The organism is Corallococcus sp. AB032C, from assembly GCF_003668935.1.
Taxonomy (GTDB): domain Bacteria; phylum Myxococcota; class Myxococcia; order Myxococcales; family Myxococcaceae; genus Corallococcus; species Corallococcus exiguus.
The window spans coordinates 110,352-133,471 of sequence record NZ_RAWP01000006.1; the positions used below are offsets into that span (position 1 = coordinate 110,352).

General features: G+C 68.2%; 24 protein-coding genes. 15 read left to right on the forward strand and 9 right to left on the reverse strand.

What is annotated here, in order from left to right; genetic code table 11:
* Positions 1 to 147: 147 nt before the first annotated feature.
* Together D7X99_RS03855 and D7X99_RS03860 are read left to right on the forward strand one after the other, a co-directional pair.
* Positions 148 to 336 carry a hypothetical protein gene (locus D7X99_RS03855; protein ID WP_121776512.1) on the forward strand — a complete coding sequence of 63 codons (189 nt, stop codon included), beginning with the start codon at positions 148 to 150 and terminating at the stop codon, positions 334 to 336.
* Between the two features lie 84 nt (positions 337 to 420).
* Positions 421 to 987, forward strand: coding sequence for a Fic family protein (locus D7X99_RS03860; RefSeq protein ID WP_199756317.1), 567 nt, complete (start codon positions 421 to 423; stop codon positions 985 to 987).
* A 56-nt stretch (positions 988 to 1,043) separates the two neighbouring features.
* On the opposite strand, the gene D7X99_RS03865 is transcribed toward D7X99_RS03860, so the two are convergent.
* Complete coding sequence (locus tag D7X99_RS03865) at positions 1,044 to 2,216, reverse strand: metallophosphoesterase (protein WP_121776514.1); 1,173 nt, start codon at positions 2,214 to 2,216, stop codon at positions 1,044 to 1,046.
* 123 nt (positions 2,217 to 2,339) lie between these two features.
* Here D7X99_RS03865 and D7X99_RS03870 point away from each other — a divergent pair, with 123 nt between their 5' ends.
* The 6 genes from D7X99_RS03870 to D7X99_RS03895 all read left to right on the forward strand — a co-directional run bounded on the left by D7X99_RS03870 (position 2,340) and on the right by D7X99_RS03895 (position 6,841).
* Complete coding sequence (locus tag D7X99_RS03870) at positions 2,340 to 3,041, forward strand: TIGR02269 family lipoprotein (RefSeq protein WP_121776515.1); 702 nt, start codon at positions 2,340 to 2,342, stop codon at positions 3,039 to 3,041.
* Positions 3,042 to 3,044: 3 nt separating this feature from the next.
* On the forward strand, positions 3,045 to 3,761 hold the full coding sequence (locus D7X99_RS03875) for a double-CXXCG motif protein (RefSeq protein ID WP_121776516.1): 717 nt from the start codon (positions 3,045 to 3,047) through the stop codon (positions 3,759 to 3,761).
* Positions 3,762 to 3,891: 130 nt separating this feature from the next.
* Positions 3,892 to 4,587 carry a TIGR02269 family lipoprotein gene (locus D7X99_RS03880; protein ID WP_121776517.1) on the forward strand — a complete coding sequence of 232 codons (696 nt, stop codon included), beginning with the start codon at positions 3,892 to 3,894 and terminating at the stop codon, positions 4,585 to 4,587.
* 18 nt (positions 4,588 to 4,605) lie between these two features.
* The gene (locus D7X99_RS03885; RefSeq protein WP_233613080.1) at positions 4,606 to 5,307 is read left to right on the forward strand and encodes a double-CXXCG motif protein; all 702 of its coding nucleotides are present in this window, start codon (positions 4,606 to 4,608) and stop codon (positions 5,305 to 5,307) included.
* A 124-nt stretch (positions 5,308 to 5,431) separates the two neighbouring features.
* Entirely contained in the window at positions 5,432 to 6,121 is a 690-nt protein-coding gene (locus tag D7X99_RS03890; protein WP_121776519.1) for a TIGR02269 family lipoprotein, read from the forward strand.
* 3 nt (positions 6,122 to 6,124) lie between these two features.
* Positions 6,125 to 6,841, forward strand: a complete 717-nt coding sequence (locus D7X99_RS03895; RefSeq protein ID WP_121776520.1) for a double-CXXCG motif protein — start codon at positions 6,125 to 6,127, stop codon at positions 6,839 to 6,841.
* On the opposite strand, the gene D7X99_RS03900 is transcribed toward D7X99_RS03895, so the two are convergent.
* The 3 genes from D7X99_RS03900 to D7X99_RS03910 all read right to left on the reverse strand — a co-directional run bounded on the left by D7X99_RS03900 (position 6,842) and on the right by D7X99_RS03910 (position 10,239).
* The gene (locus D7X99_RS03900) at positions 6,842 to 7,378 is read right to left on the reverse strand and encodes an FHA domain-containing protein (RefSeq protein WP_120561334.1); all 537 of its coding nucleotides are present in this window, start codon (positions 7,376 to 7,378) and stop codon (positions 6,842 to 6,844) included.
* Positions 7,379 to 7,462: 84 nt separating this feature from the next.
* Complete coding sequence (locus D7X99_RS03905) at positions 7,463 to 9,097, reverse strand: long-chain fatty acid--CoA ligase (RefSeq protein WP_121776521.1); 1,635 nt, start codon at positions 9,095 to 9,097, stop codon at positions 7,463 to 7,465.
* 104 nt (positions 9,098 to 9,201) lie between these two features.
* The gene (locus tag D7X99_RS03910; RefSeq protein ID WP_121776522.1) at positions 9,202 to 10,239 is read right to left on the reverse strand and encodes a 6-phosphofructokinase; all 1,038 of its coding nucleotides are present in this window, start codon (positions 10,237 to 10,239) and stop codon (positions 9,202 to 9,204) included.
* Positions 10,240 to 10,468: 229 nt separating this feature from the next.
* Here D7X99_RS03910 and D7X99_RS03915 point away from each other — a divergent pair, with 229 nt between their 5' ends.
* The 3 genes from D7X99_RS03915 (at position 10,469) to D7X99_RS03925 (ending at position 12,939) form a co-directional block, all read left to right on the forward strand.
* A complete protein-coding gene (locus tag D7X99_RS03915; protein ID WP_121776523.1) occupies positions 10,469 to 11,227 on the forward strand; it encodes a glucosamine-6-phosphate deaminase in 759 nt (252 codons plus the stop codon).
* Between the two features lie 75 nt (positions 11,228 to 11,302).
* Positions 11,303 to 12,421, forward strand: a complete 1,119-nt coding sequence (locus D7X99_RS03920; protein WP_121776524.1) for an NAD(P)-dependent alcohol dehydrogenase — start codon at positions 11,303 to 11,305, stop codon at positions 12,419 to 12,421.
* Positions 12,418 to 12,939: a DUF4334 domain-containing protein gene (locus D7X99_RS03925; RefSeq protein WP_121776525.1), complete on the forward strand. Its 522-nt coding sequence runs from the start codon at positions 12,418 to 12,420 to the stop codon at positions 12,937 to 12,939. The genes D7X99_RS03920 and D7X99_RS03925 overlap by 4 nt, the downstream gene beginning before the upstream one ends.
* Here the strand turns inward: D7X99_RS03925 and D7X99_RS03930 are convergent.
* The 3 genes from D7X99_RS03930 to D7X99_RS03940 form a co-directional block, all read right to left on the reverse strand.
* A complete protein-coding gene (locus D7X99_RS03930; protein WP_233613074.1) occupies positions 12,885 to 13,619 on the reverse strand; it encodes a lytic transglycosylase domain-containing protein in 735 nt (244 codons plus the stop codon). The genes D7X99_RS03925 and D7X99_RS03930 overlap by 55 nt on opposite strands.
* 92 nt (positions 13,620 to 13,711) lie before the next feature.
* Positions 13,712 to 14,263, reverse strand: a complete 552-nt coding sequence (locus tag D7X99_RS03935; protein WP_121710526.1) for a hypothetical protein — start codon at positions 14,261 to 14,263, stop codon at positions 13,712 to 13,714.
* 18 nt (positions 14,264 to 14,281) lie between these two features.
* Positions 14,282 to 14,881 carry a hypothetical protein gene (locus D7X99_RS03940; protein ID WP_233613075.1) on the reverse strand — a complete coding sequence of 200 codons (600 nt, stop codon included), beginning with the start codon at positions 14,879 to 14,881 and terminating at the stop codon, positions 14,282 to 14,284.
* A gap of 325 nt (positions 14,882 to 15,206) precedes the next feature.
* Here D7X99_RS03940 and D7X99_RS03945 point away from each other — a divergent pair, with 325 nt between their 5' ends.
* From D7X99_RS03945 to D7X99_RS03960, 4 genes are all read left to right on the forward strand, one after another.
* A complete protein-coding gene (locus D7X99_RS03945; RefSeq protein ID WP_121776527.1) occupies positions 15,207 to 15,884 on the forward strand; it encodes a carboxypeptidase-like regulatory domain-containing protein in 678 nt (225 codons plus the stop codon).
* Between the two features lie 2 nt (positions 15,885 to 15,886).
* Positions 15,887 to 16,606 (forward strand): hypothetical protein, encoded by a 720-nt coding sequence (locus tag D7X99_RS03950; RefSeq protein WP_121776528.1) that lies wholly within the window; start codon positions 15,887 to 15,889, stop codon positions 16,604 to 16,606.
* Between the two features lie 10 nt (positions 16,607 to 16,616).
* The gene (locus D7X99_RS03955; RefSeq protein ID WP_121776529.1) at positions 16,617 to 17,930 is read left to right on the forward strand and encodes a hypothetical protein; all 1,314 of its coding nucleotides are present in this window, start codon (positions 16,617 to 16,619) and stop codon (positions 17,928 to 17,930) included.
* 162 nt (positions 17,931 to 18,092) lie between these two features.
* Complete coding sequence (locus D7X99_RS03960; RefSeq protein WP_121776530.1) at positions 18,093 to 20,897, forward strand: YncE family protein; 2,805 nt, start codon at positions 18,093 to 18,095, stop codon at positions 20,895 to 20,897.
* Positions 20,898 to 21,018: 121 nt separating this feature from the next.
* Here D7X99_RS03960 and D7X99_RS03965 read toward each other — a convergent pair whose 3' ends face one another.
* Together D7X99_RS03965 and D7X99_RS44400 are read right to left on the reverse strand one after the other, a co-directional pair.
* Positions 21,019 to 21,375: a DUF2019 domain-containing protein gene (locus tag D7X99_RS03965; protein ID WP_121776589.1), complete on the reverse strand. Its 357-nt coding sequence runs from the start codon at positions 21,373 to 21,375 to the stop codon at positions 21,019 to 21,021.
* Positions 21,369 to 22,931, reverse strand: coding sequence for a hypothetical protein (locus tag D7X99_RS44400; RefSeq protein WP_147476015.1), 1,563 nt, complete (start codon positions 22,929 to 22,931; stop codon positions 21,369 to 21,371). The genes D7X99_RS03965 and D7X99_RS44400 overlap by 7 nt, the downstream gene beginning before the upstream one ends.
* Positions 22,932 to 23,120: the final 189 nt, after the last annotated feature.

A 23,120-nucleotide genomic window follows, 5' to 3' on the forward strand; every position in this document is an offset into this window, starting at 1 on the left:
GAGGCCGAGCATTGATCGCCACCGGTACATCAAGCAGGCAACCTGGCTTCAGAGCTGGCGCGGCGGTCAATCATCGTCCATATTCTGGGAGACCGCTGAGTTACACGGGCGTGGACCCGATGGCGGTGCCTAGGAGCGACAGCCACCATGGATTACGACACGCTCAAGCTGGAGATACAGAAGGTCGCTCGGGCGAAGGGGCCTGGCTCCGCGTTGTCGCGCGAGCAGCTCATTGACTGGGCCTATGGCACCTGCGTCATCGAGAACAAGGATGTCACTCGTGAGATGGCCGAGAAGGCCGTGGATGCTCGGCTCGGCCTGGCCTCGAAGGGTTAGGCGATGAGTGGTGGTGCTTTGCTCTGCTCTCAAGGGGAAAAAGCTCCACGAGAGGCAGACAACGCCGTAAAGCAGCTGGAGTACTTGCAGTACCTGGTCGTGACACTGGGGGCGCGAGAGATTCGTGAGCCGCATGTTCGCGAGCTTCAGTCACTCGCTGTGGAAGGTATCTATCCCTGCGGCGGTCGCTACCGTGATGCGAAGTTTGGGATCGAAATCTCGCAGAGTGAGCATGTTCCTCCCGACGCTTCGCTCGTGAAGCCGTTGATCCAGCAGATGCTCGAGTGGTGCAACAATCCGCAATACGATGCCCTTGAGCGTGCTGCTTTTGTCCTCTGGCGCTTCAACTGGATTCACCCATTCGCTGGTGGAAATGGCCGCACGGCACGCGCGCTCTCCTATCTGGTTCTCTGCATGGATTTCGGAGAGATGCTGCCCGGGACTCGGACGATTCCGGGTCTTATCGCCAAGAATCGGATGGGCTACATCGACGCACTTCAAGCGGTGGATGCTTCTGTGCGCGCTGTCACGAGAATCGCCGATGGTGGCACCCTGACACTGCCCGCGGACAATGCCTTCATCCGGCCCATGGCGCGCTATCTGGGTGACCTCGCTGTTGCTCAAGTTCGATCGGCGGGAGTCTCAAGCTAGGCCTCGTCTCCGGTTACACGGAGGAGCATGCGTGCCCTCCGCCACCCACGAAGATTTCAAGCGCTGCGCAGCGTGAGCAGCGTCACCTCGGGAGGGACGCCGATGCGGAAGGGGAGCCAGTGCCCCGTGCCGCCGGAGACGTAGAGGTGGCTGTCCTTGAAGCGGTAGCGGCCCAGCATGTGCTTGAAGGCGAAGCCGAACAGGGGAATCCCCAAGAATGCCACCTGTCCGCCGTGGGTGTGGCCCGCGAGCGTGAGGCGGGCGCCGCGCTCGGCGGCGTAGGGGAAGAAGTCCGGGTGGTGGGAGAGGCAGAGCACCACGTCGTCCGGGTTCCCGTCCTTGAAGGCCGTCTCCGCGGAGCGCTGCCAGCGGCGGTCTTTCCCGGTGCGGCTGGCGCCGGACATGGGGAAGTCCACGCCCACCACGCGCACGCGCTGGCCGTCGTGCTCCAGCACGTGGGCTTCATCCACCAGCAGCCGGACCGGCGCGCCACGCTGGGCCAACTGCTCATAGCCGCCCAGGACTTCATCGAGCCCGCGCCAGTGCTCATGGTTGCCGAGCACCGCGAGCATGCCGTGGCGGGCCGTCGTGGAGGCGAGGGCGGCCATCGTCTCGTCGACCTGGTTCACGTCGTCGATGAGGTCACCGGTCATCACCTGGAGGTCCACGCCCGCCGTGTTCATCACCTCCACGGCGCCGCGCAGGTACTCAGGGGAGATGAAGGGGCCCACGTGCACGTCGGTGATCTGCCCGATGCGGAAGCCGTCGAGCGCGGCAGGGAGGCCGCGCAGCTTCACCTCCACCTCGCGAACGGTGAAGCCCAGGCTGCCACCCACGACGCCCACGCCACTGGCACCGATGGCGAGGACGGGCATGGCCTGACCGGCCTTCACGAGGAGGCTTCGGCGCTCCAGGTCCACGCCCGGAGGCGCGGCTTGCCGCTTCCGTTCGGCGCGCAGCTTGAGGATGAGGAACGGCGGGCCCATCAGCATCACCAGCAGCGCCGCGATGCTCCACACGACGGCGAACAGCTTCACCGGCACGAGCAACGGAGGCGTGTGGTGCAGGCCGTAGCCCGTGACAGCGGGCACCGTCCACGCAGCGAACGCGAAGACAGAGAGGCCCAGCAGCACGCCATGGCGCCAGCCTCGGGTGACGGCGGGCAACAGCCTGCGCAGCACGAGGTACGCGCCCAGGTAGACGAACAGCAGGACCAACAGCCTTCCCATGGTGTGCGCGCTCTCGGTGTGAGGAACCCCGAGGATAACGGCTCGCCTGACAGCGCGCTGTGCCCCGTGACCGGGCTGCTCGCCTCCTGGGCTCCACGGGAGTGAACGTGGAATAACAGGAAAATGAGAAGAATCTCCGGGGCCGGCGTTCGCGTCGGGTGGCTGTGGCTGGTGATGCTGCTGGGGTGTGCATCCGCACCCGGGCCCTCACCAGCGGAGGAGTCGTCGCGGGAGTGCGAAGCCAGCGACGAGGACCAGTGCCTCACGCAAGTCTGCGAGGACGACGTCTGCGCGCTGTTCCGGTGCGAGGACCTGGCACCAAAGCGCATCGTGCGGACGCGAGGGGCCACGCCAGTGGCGCCCATCTTCGTGGCGCCGGGAAGCGGACCGCAGCGAACGTGGGGAAGTGCCCAGGGGCTACCGCGAGACGCGGTGCCCGTCATGGTGTTCCGCTGGCATCCCCGAGAGAAGCTCCCCAGCGAGCTTCGCCGCGAGAAGGCGCGACAGGAGTGGGCGAAGCGGCCGAAGGAGCGGCACCACATCTTCCCGCAGGCGTTCAAGGACGAGTTCGTGCGGAAGGGCATCGACATTCACCAGTACGTGATAGCGATCGACGCGGAGCTGCATGCCCGGATCCATAAGGGAGAGCGAGGGGCGCCATGGAATGCAGACTGGCGTATCTTCATCAACCGGCAGGAGGACACTGCACCCATGTCCGTCTACTTTGAGCATGCCTCCTGGATGATCCAGAAGTACGGACTCTTCGGCTTGACGATGACGTACTGGCAGCAAGTGGATCTTGCCCCTGTATCCGTCGAGGACTGATTCATGCGCTACTTCTCGGTGGACAGCCTGAACTTCGACGAGTCAGGCATGTGGAGCGGGGAGTATCGGGCACGCCATCGGTGGCATCTGCCGGGCGTCGAGTGCCCCCGTTGCGGAACCTGGTCGGGGAGTGGGGCATATCCTTCCGTGGACCTCTCAAGCCTCTCAGAGCCCGCACTCGATGAAGTCCGAGGCCCCACGAACTTCGAGGAGTACATGCGACTGGTGGCACTGGTGCGGCCGCTTCTGCCTGCAGACGTTCCAGTGAAGGGAGGAACGTCTTTCGGTCCCATGCGCGGGACGGCGCAAGGCAGGTTCGGCCCGGTGACTTGCTACCCTCCTTGGGAGCTGGTCCTCCGGGAGGACGTGGTCGAACTGCTCAAGTCCAAAGGGCTGCAAGGCATCATCGCGGTCCGGATGGAGCTCCGGTCGCGTCGGAGCACCATGCCCGCGCTCTATGAAGTGGAAGCACGGCCCCTGGCGAAGCTGCATCCCGACTGCATCGGCGAATTCAAGACGCCCCCATGCTCGGTATGTGGTCGGCCCGAGTCGTACTCCCTGCCACCAAAGCGCTGGTTGTTGCGCTCCGCCGTTCCAGAAGGACTCGACGTCTTCGGTATCGCGGGGGCCCGCCTGCGCGTCGTCAGCGAACGCTTCGTCGAAACCGTGCAGCGCCTGGGTCCCAGCGACGTGCACTACCAGGAACTGCCCGTCGGCTGAGCCGCCGTCACATCCCTCGCCCTGGGCTCGCGAGCCGCAGGTGCGAGTGCACCGTCTCGCCCCCTGGGCTTCCAGCTGAAGAGCGTCGAGTGAGAGCGAAAGTAGTAGAGGGGCGAGGACCGGAGGCGGAATGCGCGCGTGGTTGTGGCTTTGGGTTGTCTTGCTGGCGGGGTGTGCATCGGCACCGGTATCTTCGCCCCAAGAGGCATGGGCGAGAGCAGAGGAGTCGCGGGAGTGCGAAGCCAGCGACGAGGACCCGTGCCTCACGCACGTCTGCGAGGACGACGTCTGCTCGCTGTTCCGGTGCGAGGACCTGGCACCAAAGCGCATCGTGCGGACGCGAGGGGCCACGCCAGTGGCGCCCATCTTCGTGGCGCCGGGAAGCGGACCGCAGCGAACGTGGGGAAGTGCCCAGGGGCTACCGCGAGACGCGGTGCCCGTCATGGTGTTCCGCTGGCATCCCCGAGAGAAGCTCCCCAGCGAGCTTCGCCGCGAGAAGGCGCGACAGGAGTGGGCGAAGCGGCCGAAGGAGCGGCACCACATCTTCCCGCAGGCGTTCAAGGACGACTTCGCGCGGAAGGACATCGACATCCACCAATACGTGATAGCGATCGACGCGGAAGTGCATGCCCGGATCCACAAAGGCGAACGCGGAGGCCCCTGGAACGCTGATTGGTTCGAGTTCCTCAGCACACGAGGCAGGCGGGCCGATAGCCCGACGTACTTCGAGCACGCTGGGTGGATGATCCAGAAGTACGGGCTCTTCGGATTGACGATGACCTACTGGCAGAAGGTGGACCTCCTTCCTCTGCCGGTTGAGGACTGATCCGTGCGCTACTTTTCGGTGGAGAGCCTGCGCTTCGACGAGCCGGGCCAATGGAGCGGAGAGTATCGGGCGCGCCACCGGTGGCATCTGCCGGGCGTCGAGTGTCCTCGCTGCGGAACCTGGGTGGGAATGGGGGCATATCCTTCCGTGGACCTTTCGGCCCTCGCTGAGCCCGCATTCGACGAGGTCCGAGGACCCACGAGCTTCGCGGAGTACATGCGACTGGTTGCCCTGGTGCGGCCCCTTCTTCCGACAGGTATCCCTCTGGAGGGAGGGACCTCTTTCGGTCCCATGAGCGGGACCGCGCGCGGAAGGTTCGGCCCGGTGACTTGCTACCCTTCGTGGCGGATGCTCCTTCGCGAAGACGCGGTTGAATTGCTCAAAGCTGAAGGGCTCCAGGGTGTCATCGCAGTCCGGATGGAACTCAAGTCCCGTCGGAGCACGATGCCCGCGCTCCACGAGTTGGAAGCCCGGCCGCTGGCGAAGCTGCACCCTGACTGCATCGGCGAGTTCAAGACACCCCCGTGTCCCGTATGCGGTCGACCCGAAATGTTCGACCTGCCGCCAAAGTGCTGGCTGCTGCGCTCCTCCATCCCGGAAGGGCTCGACGTCTTCGGCCTCGAAGGGGCCAACCCGCGCGTCGTCAGCGAACGCTTCGTCGAAGCCGTGCAGCGCCTGGGCCCCAGTGACGTGCGCTACCAGGAGCTGCCCGCCGAGTAGTCACATCCCTCCACCCGGGCTCGCGAGCCTCAGGTGCGAGTGCCGCGTCTCGGCCCTCTGGGCTTCCAGTTGAAGAACGTGGAGTAAGCGGGCAAGAAGCAGAGGAGCGAGGAGCGGAGGCGGAATGCGCGGGTGGTTGTGGCTTTGGGTTGTCTTGCTGGCGGGGTGTGCATCAGCGCCAGTGTCCTCACCCCAAGAGGCCTGGGCAGAGGCGTCGCGGGAGTGCGAAGCCAGCGACGAGGACCAGTGCCTCACGCACGTCTGCGAGGACGACGTCTGCGCGCTGTTCCGGTGCGAGGACCTGGCACCGAAGCGCATCGTGCGGACGCGAGGGGCCATGCCGGTGGCGCCCATCTTCGTGGCGCCCGGCAGCGGGCCACAGCGGACGTGGGGAAGTGCGCAGGGCCTGCCGGGCGATGCGGTGCCCGTCATGGTCTTCCGCTGGCACCGGCGGGAGAGACTCCCGAGTGAGCTTCGCCGCGAGAAGGCGCGGCAGGAGTGGGCGAGGCGGCCGAAGGAGCGGCACCACATCTTCCCGCAGGCGTTCAAACAGCACTTCACCAACAAGAACATCGAGATCCACAAATACGTCCTGGCCATCGATGCGGAGGTCCACGCGCGCATTCATCGTGGTGAAGCAGGCGCGCCCTGGAACAAGGACTGGAAGCGGTTCATTGACGAAGAGGGGCTCAACGCGAGCGTGGCGCACCACTTCGAGTACGCATCCTGGATGATCCAGAAGTATGAGCTCTTCGGCCTGCCCATGACGTATTGGCAGCAGGTAGACCTCTCACCCGTACCCTTCGAGGACTGAGCCATGCGTTACTTCGAGGTTCGCAGCCTGCCCGACGGTACGGAGCCTCAATGGAGCGGGGAGTATCGAGCCGAGCACCGATGGCATCTGTCGGGCGTTGACTGTCCCAGGTTCGGCCCCTGGGCATGGATGGATGCTTTTCCCTCCGTGGACCTCTCAGCCGTGGAAGAGCCCGTGTTGGCTGAGCCCAAGGGGCCCATGTCCGTCGCGGAATACGATCGGCTGGTAGCGCTCATTCGTCCCTTTGTTCCTTCCGTGCTTCCCATCAGGGCGGGAGGCTCGTTCGGACCCATGATCGGAACCGCACAAGGCCGGTTTGGTCCGGTGACTTGCTACCCTTCATGGGAGCTGGTCCTCCGCGAGGACGCGGTGGAGTTGCTCCAGGCCGAAGGGCTGCGGGGCATCATCGCGGTCCGGATGGAGCTCCGGTCGCGCCGAAGCACCATGCCCGCGCTCTACGAACTGGAAGCCCGGCCACTGGCCCGGCTGCATCCCGACTGCATCGGTGAATGGAAGACGCCCGCGTGTGAACTCTGCGGCAAGCCCGAGTCGTTCTCGTTGCCGCCGAAGCGCTGGCTGCTGCGCTCCTCCATTCCGGAAGGGCTCGACGTCTTCGGCATCGAAGGGGCCAACCCGCGCGTCGTCAGCGAGCGCTTCGTCGAAACCGTGCAGCGCCTTGGGCCCAGCGACGTGCACTACCGCGAGCTTCCCGCCGAGTAGTCACATCCCCCCACCCGGGCTCGCGAGCCGCAGGTGCGAGTGCAGCGTCTCCGCTCGCAGGTACAGGAACTGCGCATCCCCGAAGGCCAGCGCGTCACCGTCCGTGAGCATCCGCTCCTCGCCCTCGCCCAGCTCCGCGGCGTTCAGCCAGGTGCCGTTCATGGACGCCAGGTCCTTCACCGAGCACGTCCCCTGCGTCGCGTGCCAGCGCAGCACCGCGTGATGCTTCGACACGGAGGGGTCGTGCACCATCAGCGTGCACCCCTCCATCCGTCCCACCCGCAGCTCCTGCCCGTCCTGCTCCGGCCCCAGGAAGTGGACCTCCAGCGAGTCGAACGCCTGGAGCATCACCAGCAGCCGGTCCACCAGCCGTGAGCGGTGCGCCATCCCCACCGTGCGCGCTTCCGCCAGGCGCAACGCCACCTGTTGGAACACCGGCTCCGGCGGCTGTTGGATCAGCACCACCGGTCCGGAGGCTTGCAGGAACGCCTGGACGGGCGCGTAGGCGAACGGGCGGAGCTGTTGGACAGAGGGCATCACGCCCACACGTTACCCCCAGCTCCGCCCCGGCGCGAGCCACCGACTCCCAGTGTCAGCTGCCCGGCGGTCCTTCCAGCCACTTCAGGACGCGACAGACGCCTTCATCAGGTGGTCGCCGTAATCCTCCCGCAACTTCATCTTCAGGAACTTCCCCGTCGACGTGCGCGGAATCTGGGTCACGAAGAGGATGTCATCCGGCAGCCACCACTTCGCGAACTGCTTCTCCAGGTGCGCCGTCAGCTCCGCCTTCGTCGCCTCCTGCCCCGACTTGAACACCACCGCCGCCAGCGGCCGCTCGTCCCACTTGGGGTGCCGCCCCGCGAACACCGCCGCCTCCAGCACGGACGGATGCGCCATCAGCGCGTTCTCCAGCGCCACGGAGCTGATCCACTCGCCGCCGGACTTGATGACGTCCTTGCTGCGGTCGGTGATGTGCAGGTAGCCCGCCGGGTCGATGGTCACCACGTCGCCCGTCTTGAACCAGCCATCCTTCGTGAACCGGTCCTTGCCCTCGTCCCCGTAGTAGGACGCCGCCACCATGGGCCCGCGCACCTCCAGCTCGCCCATGGCCTTGCCGTCCCAGGGGAGAATCTCCCCCGTGTCGCTCACGTGGCGCGTCTCCACGAACGGCACGGAGTAGCCCTGCGACGCGTACGCATCCAGCTGCGTCTCCGGCGACGCCGTGTGCAGGTCCCCCTTGAGCCGCGCGAGCGTGCCCACCGGGTTCATCTCCGTCATGCCCCACGCGTGCAGCACGTTCTGCCCGTGGCGCTTGCGGAACCCGTCAATCAGCGCCGGCGGCGCCGCGGAGCCGCCAATCACCATGTGCCGCATCCGGCCCAGGTCCCACTTGCCCGGCTCGCGGTCCAGCTGCGCCAGGATGCCCAGCCAGATGGTGGGCACGCCGCCCGCAACCGTGACCTTCTCGTTCTGCATCAGCTCCAAGAGCGACTGCGGATCCAGGTGCGGCCCGGGCAACACCTGCTTCGCTCCCGTGAGCAGCGCGTCGAACGGCAGGCCCCACGCCGCCGCGTGGAACATGGGCACCACCGCGAGCACCGTGTCGGACTCCCTCAGCCCCAGCACCTCTGGCATGCAGCACACCAGCGAGTGCAACACGATGGAGCGGTGGCTGAAGAGCACGCCCTTCGGGTTGCCCGTCGTGCCGGACGTGTAGCAGAGCATCGCCGCGCTGTTCTCATCCAGGCGCGGGAACTCGAACGTGGGCGACTCCGCCGCGAGCAGCTTCTCGTAGTCCAGCCGCCCCTCTGGCACCGGCCCGTCATCCGGGATGACGATGACGTGCTTGATGCTGCCGGCGGCCTTCTCGAACTTCTCCACCAGCGGCAGGAGCGAGCGGTCCACCACGATGACCGTGTCCTCCGCGTGGCGCGCGATGTAGCCCAGGTCGTTGGGATGCAGCCGCAGGTTGAGCGTGTGCATCACCGCGCCCATCGCCGGCACCCCGAAGTAGACCTCCAGGTGCTGGTGGTGGTTCCAGCTCAGCGACGCCACTCGGTCCCCGGGCTTCACTCCCAGCCGCGTGAGCGCGTTCGCCAATTGGCAGACACGCCGGTGGAAGTCCGCGTACGTGTAGCGGTGCAGGGACTTGTCCGGCCTGCGGCTGACGATCTCCTGCGCGGCGTAATAGGAGCGAGCCCGCTCCAGGAAGTGCGTCAGGGTGAGCGGGAAGTCCATCATGCGACCGGTGAGCATCGGCACCATCCCTTCGGGAGAGGGGGAAGGGCCGGATGCTACCGGATGCGCGGCGTCATGCCTGCCACTCCCGGTGGGGGCAGGCATGGCGCATGACGTCAATGTCAGCCGAAGAAAACCTGCGCGACCTCGAAGAACTCCTTGGGCACGCGCTTGAGCTCGCGGGTGGCTTCGGCCAGGTGTTCGCTGACGATGTCGTTGCCGCGCAGGGCGGCCATCTTGCCGAACTCGCCCCGGGCCACCATGTCGCACGCATGCACGCCGAACCGGGTGGCGAGCACCCGGTCGTGCGCCGTGGGGGCTCCGCCGCGCTGGATGTGGCCCAGCACGGAGACGCGCGTCTCGAAGCCGGTGCGCCGCTCAATCTCCGCCGCGACGATGTTGCCCACGCCGCCCAGGCGCGGACGGCCTGCTTCGTCCAGGGAGCCGGTCGTGACGAGCTGCTCGTTCTGCTCCGCGGACATCTTGATGCGCGTGCCTTCCGCCACCACCACGATGGAGAAGGTGCGCCCGCCCGCGTGACGGCGCTGCAGGTGCTGCGCGACGGCCTCCAGGTCCGCGGGAATCTCCGGGACGAGGATGACGTCCGCGCCGCCCGCGATGCCCGCGTAGGTGGCGATCCACCCGACGTGACGGCCCATCACCTCGCAGACGATGACGCGCTTGTGGGACTCCGCGGTGGAGTGCAGCCGGTCCACGGCCTCCGTCGCGATGGCGACCGCGGTGTCGAAGCCGAACGTGAAGTCCGTGCCGTTGAGGTCGTTGTCGATTGTTTTTGGCACGCCGACGATGCGCAGGCCCTCCTGGGACATGCGCGTGGCGGCGGACAGGGTGCCCTCGCCGCCAATGGCGATGACGGCGTGGATGCCATTGCGCTCCATGGAGCGCTTCACGCGCTCCAGGCCGTTCTCCACCTTGAACGGGTTGACGCGCGAGGTGCCCAGGATGGTGCCACCCCGGTGGAGGATGCCGGAGGTGGTCTCCCGCGTGAGGCGGAAGTGGTTGTCGTCCAGCAGGCCCTTCCATCCATCACGCAGGCCCATCATCTCGAAGCCGTGCTCGCTGGCACGGCGGACAATGGCGCGGATGACCGCATTGAGGCCGGGGCAATCACCCCCGCCGGTGAGCACGGCGACTTTCATGGATCCGGTTCTAGCGCGACCCGGCCTCCGCGCGTGAGGACGGATTGCACGGAGTGCCCGTGGGAAACCTTCCCCGGTCCCCGGGCGTGCGGGGGACCGGGCTTGTCAATCGTCCGCGGAGTTCACGTGTCATTCCCGGAAGCATGTGGCCTTGCCGCGCGGCGCCACGCACCGGGCGGCTGGGGGGCCGGCGACCGGGGCGGGGAGGCCGGCATATGCTGGCCAACACATGAACCTACGGGTGTTCCAGACGGAGCAGGAGGCGGCCACCACCTGCGCGGAGCGGATCGCCGAGGCGGTGCGTCACACGCCGGAGCTGGTGCTGGGGCTCGTCACGGGGCGCTCGCCGCTCAACGTGTACCGGAACCTGGTGGAGCTGGCGGCCCGGGGGGCGCTGGACCTGTCGCGGGCAACGACGTTCAACGTGGACGAGTTCCTGGGACTGCCGCCCGAGGACGCGGGCAGCTTCCGCGCGTACATGGACCGGCACCTGTTCCAGCATGTGAATCTGTCAACGGAGCGGATCCACTTCCTCGACGGGTGCGCGCCGGACGCGGAGGCGGAATGCGCGCGCTATGACGCGGCGCTCACGGCGGCCGGGGGACTGGACCTGCTGCTGTTGGGCGTGGGGCCCAACGGGCACATCGCGTTCAACGAGCCCGGCGAGGTGCTGACGGCGACGTGCCACCGCGCGCGCCTGTCGCGGGAGACGCGCCTGTCTCACGTGATGGCGTTCGGGGATGATCCGTCCAAGGTGCCCATGGCGGCGCTGACGCTGGGCATGGCGGCGGTGCTCCAGGCGCGCAAGGTGGTGGTGCTCGCGTTCGGCGTGAACAAGGCCGCGGCGGTGACAGCGATGGTGCATGGGCCGCTCACGCCCCGGTGGCCCGCGTCGTTCCTCCAGCTCCACCGTGAAGTGGAGCTGTGGCTGGACACGGGCGCGGCCAGCGGCCTGCACGGACGCAAGCTGGAAGCAGCCCGGACCTGACCTGGAAAGGCACGTGCGACCCCGAAAGGCCGGGGGTATGTGTCTTTATTGGCGAACTGCCAATAGTATGCGGCCATGGGTCTTCCAGTGCGAGCCGCGCTGTTGCGGGAAGTGGGTGGTCCCTTCGTCATCGACGAGGTCGAGCTCGATGCGCCTCGGGAGGGCGAGCTGCGCGTGCGGGTGGCGGCGAGCGGCATCTGCCACACCGATCTCACGTACCGGGCGGGCGCGGGCCGCTTCCCGTTGCCCGCTGTGCTGGGCCACGAAGGCGCGGGTGTGGTGGAGGCGGTGGGGGAGGGCGTGACGGGCTTCCAGCCCGGCGACGCGGTGGTGCTCAGCTACTTCTCGTGCCGTGGCTGCCGCACGTGCGCGGGCGGACACTTTCCGTACTGCGAGCGGGGCTACGCGGGGAACTTCTCCGGCTCGCGGCCGGACGGCTCGTTCCCCATGCGGTGGCGCGGCGAGCCCGTCCGCTCGAGCTTCTTCCACCAGTCGTCGTTCGCCACGCACGTGCTGGCGCATCAGCACAACGCGGTGAAGGTGGACGCCTCGGTGCCGCTCGAGCGGATTGCTCCGCTGGGCTGTGGGTTCCAGACGGGGGCGGGAGCGGTGCTGGAGGCGTTCCGGCTCCAGCGGGGGCAGCAGCTCGCTGTCTTCGGAGCGGGCTCCGTCGGCCTCGCGGCCATCATGGCGGCGCGGGTCGCGGGCGCATCTCGCATCCTCGCGGTGGACCTCAGCGCGGAGCGGCTCGAGCTCGCGCGTGAATTGGGGGCCACGGACACGTTCCTGGCGGACGAGCCTGGGCTCACGAAGACGCTGGTGACGCTCACCCGGGGAGGCGTGGACTTCGCGTTGGAGTGCGTCGGGTCGCCCCAGGTGTTGCGGCAGGCGTTCGACGTGACGCGGCCCCTGGGCACGTGCGGGTTGCTCGGGCTTCCTGGCCGGGACGCGGAGGTCTCGCTCTCCATGACGGCGCTGCTCATGGGGCGGAGGCTGGTGGGCATCCTCGAAGGCAATGTGGATCCGAAGGCCTTCATCCCCAGGCTGGTCGCGCTGAACGCGGAGGGGCGCTTCCCGCTGGAGAAGCTGAGCCGCTCGTATCCCTTCGAAGCCATCAACGACGCGGTCCACGACATGGAGTCGCGCGTGGCGGTCAAACCGGTGCTGCGGATGCCAGGAGGCGGAACGACATGATGTTCGACGAAGCAGTGAAGGCCGGGCGTATCCCTGTGGAGGATGCGCTCGCGTTGTTCGACAGTCTGCCCGCGGTGGACGTCGGGTTCATGCGCGGCACGTGGCAGGGGCGCGAGTTCCAGACGGGACACCCGTTGGACGGACTGCTCGCTTCGACCGGCTGGTACGGCAAGCAGTTCATCGACGCGGAGAGCGTGCACCCGCTGCTGTTCTACACGGAGGACCGCAAGACGGTGTTCCCGGTGGATCCGCGCAAGTGGCCGTCGCCGGAACTCGCGGGGCCCGTGGCGCCGCACCGGGCCGCGGTGGAGACCGGGCAGTTCAAGGCGCGGCTGCGCATGCTGGAGTTCCGGGGGCGGCTCAGCGCGACGATGGTCTACGACGACCGGCCCATCCTCGACGTGTTCCGGAAGGTGGACCGGGACACGCTGCTGGGGCTGATGGATGCGCGGGAGATGCCGCCCTACTTCTTCGTGCTGCGCCGTGAGGCGGAGGCCCCACCCGGGCTTCGACCCTGAAGTCCGTCACCCTGGGGACGGGCCTTCCGCGCGACGGGGGCCTTCACCGCGACCGCCTTGACCACAGCCGGGCGCTTCGCCACGACCGGTGCCTTCGGCCGCGTGTGCTCATAGGCCGCGAGCACCTTGGCGACGTAGAACTCCGTCTCCCCGTTGCGCGGCACGCGCCCGTTCACCGAACCCGGGCCCGCGTTGTACGCGGCCACCGCCAGGCGCACGTCGCGGAACCTGCGCAGCTGTTCGGCCAGGTAGCGCCCGCTCGCGTCGACGGATGGCGCCGGGTCGAAGGGGTCCTCCACCCGCATCAGCGCCGCCGTGTCCGGCATGAGCTGCCCGGGCCCCATGGCCCCCGCGGGCGAGATGCGGTGCACCCGCGTCTCCGACTCCACCTGGATGAGCGCCTTCAAGAGCCCCGGCGGAATCCCGTGGCGGCGCTCCGTGTCCTCGATGAGCGGCTCCAGCGGCGGGTGTCCGTCCAGCACGCACTCGGGCCGGTGCGCCACGTAGGCCCCCAGGGCGCGCGCCTTCGTCTGGAGGAAGGAGAAGGACAGGGGCGACACCTGCGTCCCGCCCAGCCACGCCACGCCCAGGTTGAGCAGCACCACGGGCACCAGCGCGCACGGCACCAGCCACGCCCATTTCGGAATCTCGATGCCGCCCACGGCCCGCTTGCGTCCCACCCTCCCCACTTAAGGGCGCCAGGTGTTCCCGTCCAACTTCCGGCCCACCTCCCGCCCCGGCCGCGTCCTGGGCCGGGGCGGGAGTGGAGGCTTCAGAACAGCAGGCCGAAGTAGTTGGCGCTCGCCTTGGCGCCCACGCAGACCTCGACGTCCGCGGTCCACGACTGCGTGGGGGGCGACCCCGTGGCCTGGAAGCGGAACTCCAGCTCCTCCTGCTTGGCCAGGTCCAGCACGTCCACCGCGCCGCTGCTGGTGAGCTCGAGCTTGTTCGTGGAGCCCCCGGTGCCGGTGCGCCGGAACTCGCCCAGCACCACGTACTCCGCGGAGCCCGGCTTGCGCACGGCGAGGCTGGCGCGCTCGATGCCGCTGATGTCCGTGCTGGCGGTGGCGTCGAAGAGCTTCAGCCGAAGCTCCGTCTCCACGTCGGCGTCCTCGGGCAGCGCGCTGGCGAAGTCACCCAGCGGAATCGTGAAGGACTGCTCCACGGAGCCGGCGATGGGCGGGGAGGCGGGGAAGGACAGGTCGTTCTCGGTCTTGCAGATGCGCTCGGCCTCCACCTCGATGGTGAAGAGCGAATCACAGCCCGTGCCCAACAGGGTCACGGCGCCAGCGAGCAGGAGGGTGCGGAAGGATTTCGTTCGCATGGTGAGAGGTCTCCTGGCTCAGAAGAAGTAGACGATGAAGCCCAGCTTCACCGACGGGATGGTGGCGCGCAGGTGCAGCGGTCCGGACGTGACGCTGTCGTCGCCGGAGGCGTCCTGGATGAGCGGCGTGGGCTCCGGCACGGTGAGCGCCACGTAGCTCAGGCCCACGTTCAGGAAGAAGTTGAAGCGGCTCTTCGTGCCCACCTCCAGGCCCACGCTGCCCGTCACGTAGTTGTAGGTGACGTCGCGGATGGCCTCCGACGTGGAGCTCGGCTCGCGGCCCAGCCAGTCCAGCACCTCGCTGTACTCCGAGCCGAAGTAGTGCCCCGCCTCCACGTTGAGGGTCGGCGCGATGAAGGTGTCTATCGGCAGGAGGGTCACACCGCCGCGCACGCCGATGCTGAGCGTGTTCGTGGTGGGGCCCGCTTGCAGCCGCAGCCAGTCCGTGGGGCGCACCACCGCGGACAGGCCGATGCCGTGTGGAGCGCCCGCGTCCAGCAGCAGGCCCACCCTGTGGGGGGCGTCGTCCTGGGCGAGCGCCGGGGTGGCGGTGCCCAACACGGCCAGGCACCCCAGGGCGATGCCGGAGGAGAGGAGGGAAGGGTGTCGTCGTCTCAAGGAAGAAGAGTCCATCGTCATGACGAAAGTTCCACGGTGAATGCCGGCCCAGCGGCCATTCTTCGCGGAAGGCGAGCAGGAAATGAAGTGCTTCACGCGAAACCCGTACGGGCTTTCCGGGATGCCACGACCCGCGGTGGAAGGACTGCCCGGTTCCCGACACGCTGCGCTGTCCCCCAGGACCTGGGAATGCGTGCAATGCCTGTCAAATCAAGGACGTCCTGTTCAATCCCCTGGGTGATGTCCAGCAAAACCTCTCGATGCGAGCGTATGATGAGCGGAAACGGTGACGTGGCATTCAGGGCCGGAAACCGGGGGGCCAAGGATGATCGACGAAGTCGATCTGCGCATGAGGGCGTGGGTGGGACGCATTGCCACGGACGCGCCGGTACACCTGGGCGTGCCCGACCGTGAGGCCCTGGACCGGGGTGTCTGTCTTTACCTCCTGGAGCTGGGGCCAGCGCCCCTGACCCGGGCGGGGAAGCGGGGCGCCCTACAGTTCACCGTCTGCTATCTGGTGACGGTGGGCGCGGAGACTCCCGAGCGCGCGCACCGGCTGCTGGGTGACCTGGTCTTCGCGGCCATGGGCGACAGGGAATTGGAGGTGGACCTGAGCCCGGTGCCGGCGGCGCTGTGGGCGGGTTTGCGCTCGGTGCCGCGTCCCGCCTTCCGCCTGCGGGTGCAGGTGCGCAAGGAGCAACCCCTGGCGGAGGTGCGATGTCTGTCATTGGTGGACCGGGCGTCCGCGCAGGCCCCCCTGCTGGGTCGGGTGGTGGGGCCCGGTGACGTGCCCATCCGGGACGCGTGGGTGGCGCTGCCCTCGCTGCAGTTGAGCACGCGCACGGATGCGGAGGGGCACTTCCACTTTCCACGCCCGCCGCAGGGAGAGTCGCTGGGTCGGCTGGAGGTGCGCGCGGAAGGGGAGTTGCTGTCGGTGGAGTCGGAGGGCCTGGCCACCGGGACGTCGCCGTGGATCATCCGGATGCCGGTGAAGGAGGAGTGACGATGCACGCGGCTCCGCCAGCCGAGGCCCTGGTGGCGCGGCCTCGCGCGCGGCGGCACCTTGCCTGGGTGCTGTCCCTGGCGCGGTGGTTGAAGACCTGGGCGGAGCGGGTGCTCGCGGAGCACGCCGCCGCGGTGGCGAAGGCGGCGGTGGAGTTGGGAGGCGCGCGCGTGCGCTCGCTGCCCCTGCGCGAGCCGGCCGTGGTGCTGCTGCCGGTGCCCCTGTGGACTCCTCCCAGGGGGGAAGAGCCTCTGCCTCCGGAGCGCACGGACGCCGTGTCCACGCCGACGTTCGCGGAAGCGCCCACGCCCCGCTTGAACACGCTGCGGTGCATCCCGGTGGAGGGCGACGTGCTGGACGTGGAGCGCGAGGCCGCGTCGCTCCATGCGATGCCCTTCGGGTTCGACCCGGATGACCTGCTGCCCGCGGAGCCCGTGGCGGTGGTGGCTCCGGCGCCCTCGCCCGCGCTGTTGCTCCAGGCCGCCGCGCTTCCTTGCGAGGAGTTGCCGCCTGGCGCGCCTCGGCCGTCGCAGGCGGTGACGTCATTTCCCAGGGACCCCGCGAGGGACCTCATCGCGCTCCTGAAGGAGTCGATGGGAACACCGGCCCAGCCGTCCGTGCCCTGGTCCGAGGCGGCGCCGCCCTCGCCCGACGAGCCCGCTGACGCGGAGGAGATGCTGCGTCAGTGTGAGCGATTGGAGCTGGAGCCGCCGGTGGAGTAGCGGCGGGACTATGCTGTCCCGCGCGATGCCCGAGCGTTCACGTCCCAGCACTGCCCTGCCAGGCCTCACGGTGGCCGACGTCGAGCGTCAGCTGGAGGGCCGCGCGGAGGTCCTCGCGGCGGCGCGGCGTCCGTATGCGGAGCTGGAGAAGGCGTTGTCCGGCCGGCGGTGGCGGCGGGCGCTGACGCGGCGTCCGGAGCTGGTGCCCGCGCTCGTGGCCGAAGCACAGGCGGTAGAGGAATCCCTGGAGCGCGTCCAGCGTCGTGCCGTACAGGAGGCCTGGCCGGATGACACGCCCGTGTTGAAGGCGGCCCGGGAGTTGTCGGCGCGGCGAGAGAGGCTGACGCGGCTGGCCCGGCGCAGGCTGGATGTGCTGACGGTGGCGCCGGAGGGCGTGTCGCTGGAAGAGGCGCTGACGCGGCTGGATGCGCTGGCGCGCCAGGAGGTGCGCTGGTCGCTGAATCCGGGCGAGGTGCTCGTCCACGAGGCCTTCGCGCAGGGATACCGGCGGCGGGACAAGGCGAGGCAGCTGCGCTCAGAGTTGCCTCCGCACTACGGCTGGCGTCTGGCCGTCAGCTGGCTCGCGGCGTTCGCGGTCTTCATCCTGGCGCCTTCGTCGATGAAGAAGATGGCGGGGTTCCTGTTCCTGGTAATTGGCATGGCCCCCTCTCTCTGGGACCTGCTGCGGTCGGGGCATGCGAGGCTGACCAGCGAGCGGCTGCTGTGGAAGCCGCTCTTCGGAGCCCTCCAGGAGGTGAGGCTGGGAACCATCGGAGAGGGCGGCGTCCGAGTGGAGCGGGCCTGGGATGTGTGCGTGATCGGTGACCACCGGTGGCGCGCGCGCTCCGTCTGGGAGGCGCCCGAGCTGGCCCTGCTCATCGAACTGCACCGTCAGCCTCCCTTGCGCGGCGCGGCCCGAGAGGGCGTGCGCCTGGACTCCGTGGCGGTGTTCCCCGCGAAGCTCGGCAAGCAGAAGGGCTTCTGCGCGTTGGGGCCCCAGGGCCTGTCCTTCATCCCGGAGGGGCAGGGCACCCAGGCCTTGAGGGCCGTCACCGGTCATCCGTCCACGCTGCGCGGATTCGAATCCGACCAGGTGCTGGACGCCCTGCGCTGGCTTCCGGAAGAGGAGTTCGACGCCTGCGTGACGCGCATGGTGGAGGCCACCGGCGGTGCGGCCTGGTCTCGCGCGGAGGCGCGCTACGTGCCGGGCTCGCCGGTGTGGCGGCGGATCCGCATCGAGCGCGGAGGCTTGAAGCTGACCGGCCGCGTGGAGTGGGACCAGCAGGACGCCGCCGAACGGCTCCTGCGCGACTGGCCCCGGTAGCAGCGGTCCGCGACCAGGGAACGCCCTTCACTGCGTACACAGGGATGGAGTCGTTGCGCCGCGCAACGATTCCACCGGGTCCGGGTCCACCCGTCCCTCAATGTCAGACGCCATTCCTACAGTGAAGCCGGGGTCCCCAGCCCCTTTCCCAAAGAGACATTCATGAAAGCCAGACACCCGGCGGTGCTCCGCGTCTTCCAGCGCACCGCGTCCGCGGCGACGCTGCTGTTGGGCCTCGCCATGGGCAGCCCGTCGCACGCGCAGCACTTCACCGTCTTTGAAAGCGGCCAGGTGCGTCCCCTGGCCCTGTCTCCCAACGGCCAGTGGCTCTACGCCGTCAACACGCCGGACAACCGGTTGGAGATCTTCCAGGTGGGCACCAGCGGCCTCACCCACAAGGGCTCCGTGCCCGTGGGCCTGGAGCCCGTGGCCGTGGCCGCGCGCACCAACAATGAGGTCTGGGTGGTCAACCACCTGTCCGACAGCGTCAGCGTCGTGAAGGTGGACGCGAACGGGCAGGGCGGCAGCGTGACGCGCACGCTGCTCGTGGGCGACGAGCCTCGCGACATCGTCTTCGCGGGCACTGGCAGGAAGCGCGCGTTCATCACCGCCGCGCACCGCGGACAGAACACCGGGTTCGACCCGCGGCTCACCACGCCGGGTGTCGGCCGCGCGGACGTCTGGGTGTTCGACTCGGACAACCTGGGGACGACGCTGGGCGGTACGCCGCTCACCCGCCTCACCCTGTTCGGTGACACGCCTCGCGCGCTCGCGGCGACTCCGGACGGCAGCAGGGTGTACGCGGCCGCGTTCCACTCCGGCAACCGCACCTCCGTGGTCCACGAGAGCCTGGTGCCCAACGGCGGCGAGTCCGAGGGCGGCGTCCCCGGTCCCAACGTCAACCACCAGGGCATCCCCGCCCCGGAGGTCTCCGTCATCGTGAAGTACAACGGCGAGGACTGGGTGGACGTGCTCAACCGCCCATGGACCGAGTACGTCCGCTTCTCCCTGCCGGACAAGGACGTCTTCGCCATCTCCGCCAACGCCAATCCGCCCGTGCAGGTGTCCGGCGCGGCGGGCACCTACGCCGGGGTGGGCACCATCCTGTTCAACATGGCCGTCAACCCGGTGAGCGGGAAGGTCTATGTGAGCAACACCGAAGCGCGAAACGACCTGCGCTTCGAGGGCCCCGGCACGATGGCGGGCAACACCCTGCGCGGCCACCTGCACGAGAGCCGCATCACCGTGCTGGGCGGCCCCAGCGCGCCCTCCGTCACGCCCCGTCACCTCAACACGCACATCAACTACGCGGCCTGCTGCGCGGCCACGCCCAACGCGGAGAGCGAGAAGAGCCTCGCGCAGCCCACGGGCATGGCCGTGACGTCCGACGGCGCCACGCTCTACGTCGCCGCGTTCGGCTCGTCGAAGCTGGGCGTGTACGCCACGTCGCAATTGGAGTCCGGCACCTTCACGCCCTCCACCGCGAACCAGGTCATGCTGACGGGCGGCGGCCCCACCGGTCTGGTGCTGGATGAAGCCCGGGGGCGCCTGTACGTGCTCACCCGCTTCGACAACGCCATCTCCGTCGTCAACACCGCGACGAAGACGGAGGTCGCGCACCTGCCCATGTTCAACCCGGAGCCGGTCAGCGTGGTGCAGGGCCGCCCGTTCCTCTACGACGCGCGCAACAGCTCCAGCCATGGCGACTCATCCTGCGGCAGCTGCCACATCTTCGGCGACTTCGACAGCACCACCTGGGACCTGGGCAACCCGGACGGTGACGTGAAGGCGAGCTACAACCCCATCGTCCCGGTGCTGCCGGAGTTCGGCACGGACCCCACGTTCGGCCAGGACACGTCCTTCCATCCGATGAAGGGCCCCCTGTCCACGCAGAGCCTGCGCGGCATGGCCAACCAGGGCCCCATGCACTGGCGTGGAGACCGCACCGGCGGCGACAGCGCGCCCAGCGTGCAGCCCAACAGCGGCACCTTCGACGAGGTCGCGGCCTTCAAGCAGTTCAACCCCGCGTTCAAGGACCTGCTGGGCCGCAGCGCTCAGTTGACGGAGACGGAGATGCAGAAGTTCTCCGACTTCATCCTCCAGGTCGTCTACCCGCCCAATCCCATCCGCAAGCTGGACAACTCGCTCACGGCTTCGCAGCAGGCGGGCAAGGACTTCTTCACGAACACGACCAGCTTCTTCCCGGGGTCGTGCGAGTCCTGCCACCGCGTGGACGTGAACGCGAACCCGGGCGAGGGCCCCTTCAAGGGCTTCTTCGGCACGGACGGCCGCAGCTCCTTCGACGCGGAGCCGCTGTTCCCCAAGGTCCCGCACCTGCGGAACCTGTACCAGAAGGTCGGCATGTTCGGCGCCGGCTTCCCCTTCGGCAACACGCCGGTGGATCCGTTCCTGGGAGACCAGGTGCGCGGCACGGGCTTCAACAGCGACGGCGCCATCCCCACGCTGTTCCTCTTCAACAGCGGCTTCGACTTCCACCCCATCTTCAACCAGGTGGGCATCCCGGACACGCCCGCGGGCTTCCAGGCGAAGAAGGACATGGAGCAGTACATGTTCGCCTTCGAGACCAACCTGGCGCCCATCGTCGGGCAGCAGGTGACGCTCACCGCGACCAACGCGGCGGTGGTGGGGACGCGCATCGACCTGCTGATGGCGCGCGCGGATGCGGGTGAGTGCGACCTGGTGGCGAAGGGCCGCGCGGGTTCGTACGAGATGGGCTTCCGCTACCTGGGCAGCGGGCAGTTCAAGGCGGACCGGGCGGCGCTGCCGCTGGTGCCGTCCGCGTCGCTGCGCTCGGGCGTGGCCGCGAGCCAGGGCGTGCTGACGTACACCTGCGCGCCGCTGGGCTCCGGTCAGCGCGTGGGCATCGACCGGGACCTGGACGGCTTCCTGGACGGCGATGAGCGGGCTGCGGGCACCCACCCGGCGGACCCCGCCAGCCACCCGTAGTGGAAGACACCCGGCGGCCCGGACACCTGTTGCCCGGGCCGTCTGTCAGCGTCAGTGCGATGTGCTCGGGGGGCAGAATGATCAGCGTGCCTCTGTCCTCAACGCCACGCGCCTTGGAAGATCATCCCGGATCCAGCGCCCAAACACCTGCTTCCCAGTTCTTCAGCACCTGCGCGGCTTCAAAGGCGATCAACCCTTCACCTTGCGCAGCCTCTTCTAGGACAGCCTTCGATTCGGCCGTCCGATGCCTCAAGAGGTATGCCGCCGCCATGGTGCTGACGTCCTTGTCAGGGTGCTTGAGCAGCACCGCAAGCGCATCCCGCCCCGCATCTCCCTGCCCCTTCAACTTCCGAACAGCAGCGATGTAACGATCCGCATGCTTGTTCCCCTCCTTGGCATCTCCACGCGCGATGGCTGCCGTCTGCGCTGACACGTTCAGCGCGAACTCCTCCACCCACTTTTCGAGGTCCGTCACCAGATTCCTCTCGTCACGTGCTGGATCGCCACCAATCCGAAGTCTCGTTGCGCTTCGAAGGATTGAGTGCTCAGCCACTGTCTCACAGTCAAGGTTTCCGAGTTCGTGAGTCTAGGCCGCTTCGACGAGTAGAGAGAACTCACTCCACTGTGAACATCCTTGCCAAGTGCGACGATGTTCTCGCTGTTGTGGAGAGCATGTGGCCCGAAACGAGCCGCGTTTCCCTCGGTCTGCTCCACGATGTGATGCCACTCCTTTCCTTCGCCCGCCGGTCCCATGGCCCGTTTGAAGGACTTGAAGGACGAATAGCCCTTTGGCCCACTCGACGGCGCTGTCCCTTGTGTATCTCCACCACCACCAGCCCCTGAGCCCGCTGCGTCATCGACTCGCTGGAGGATGATGGCCGCCCCGGGCCCGCCGCTCAGCACTGACGCCGCCCGCCCCGCTGGCACCGCGACGCGCTCCAACGCCAGCGCGCCCTCCGCCGACAGTGAGAGCACTGGCAGCGTGGCCTCCGCGCCCACGGACATCCCCTTCAGTGTCCGTGTCGTGGCCGAGGCCGCGCCCCAGGTGACGAGCATCCCCGTCGTCAGCCGCGACACTTCGCGGATCTGCTCGCCACGGGTCATGGCTTGGAATCGCTCCCAGTACGCGGGCGATGAAGCAATGAGCGCCGCCACGCCCGCTGGCAGGTGGCTCAGGCCCGCGATGCTGTCCACGGGACGCGTGAGCAACTGTCCCAGTGCGTGGTACAGCTCCACGACGGCGTCCTCGGCTCCATCCAGGGTGCGGCTGATGACGTCCGCGTCGTCGTACACCTCTGCCAGCGGGCGCCAGTCCGAAGCCTGGAGCTGCGCGTCCACGGTCCGGAAGACGCCGCCCTTGCCGCTGTAGAAGCGGCCCAGCTCGAAGCCATGCGCGCGGAAGGTGCCGTCCTTCCACTCGACAGCTGACACCTTCTGCTGGGTACGCCCGGTGAGGGACCACGCCAGATAGCCGTCGGGTCGCAGCACCGCGATCTGCTCCCGGGAGAAGCGCTCCACCCGCCGCGACAGCTCCTTCCGTGTGACTTCGCCTCCCTCCATCACCTCGCGCAGGATGAAGCCCGCCGCCATGCGAGGCGGGAAGGTGCTCAATGTGACGGGCTTGCCCAGAAGTACTCCCATCAGTCGCGCCGCTTGCGTGGGCGTCAGCGCGTCTCCCAGGGTGCGTTCGTCTCGCGCTTCGAGTCCCGCGTTCGCCAGCAACTGCTCCCAGGCATCCGGTCGCACGTCGTCGGAGTGGGTGACGTCCGCCAGGGCCACCGCACGAACGGGGCTCGCCCCCGTCGCCACTTCGCGGACGGTCTTGCGGCGGTACAGGGGAGGCGCTTCCTCACGGGGCGTGACGCCCGGTACCGGAGCGGATGCACGCGGTGCCTCGTCGTTCGACGCTCGTACTCCAGGGGCGTCAGTCTCCGTGCGGGACGTGTAGCTCAGCGTCCTTCCGGGCCCGGGAGGCAACGAAGCGCAGCCGGTGAGGAGCAGTGCCACGCACCCGAGTAGGACGTCAGCGCGCATCGTCCACTCCCAGGCCCTTCACCGAACCGCCCACCCGCGCTTGCCCATCGCTCTTGCCTCCTGGCCGTACTCCGGTGCGGCGTTCAGAGCCCGTTCATAGCCGCCATCCCTGACAAGTCCGCCAAACCGGTCGACGCATGCCCCGAGGGCCAGCCCGGCAGGCAGCCGGCCGGTGCTGCGGATCGGGTT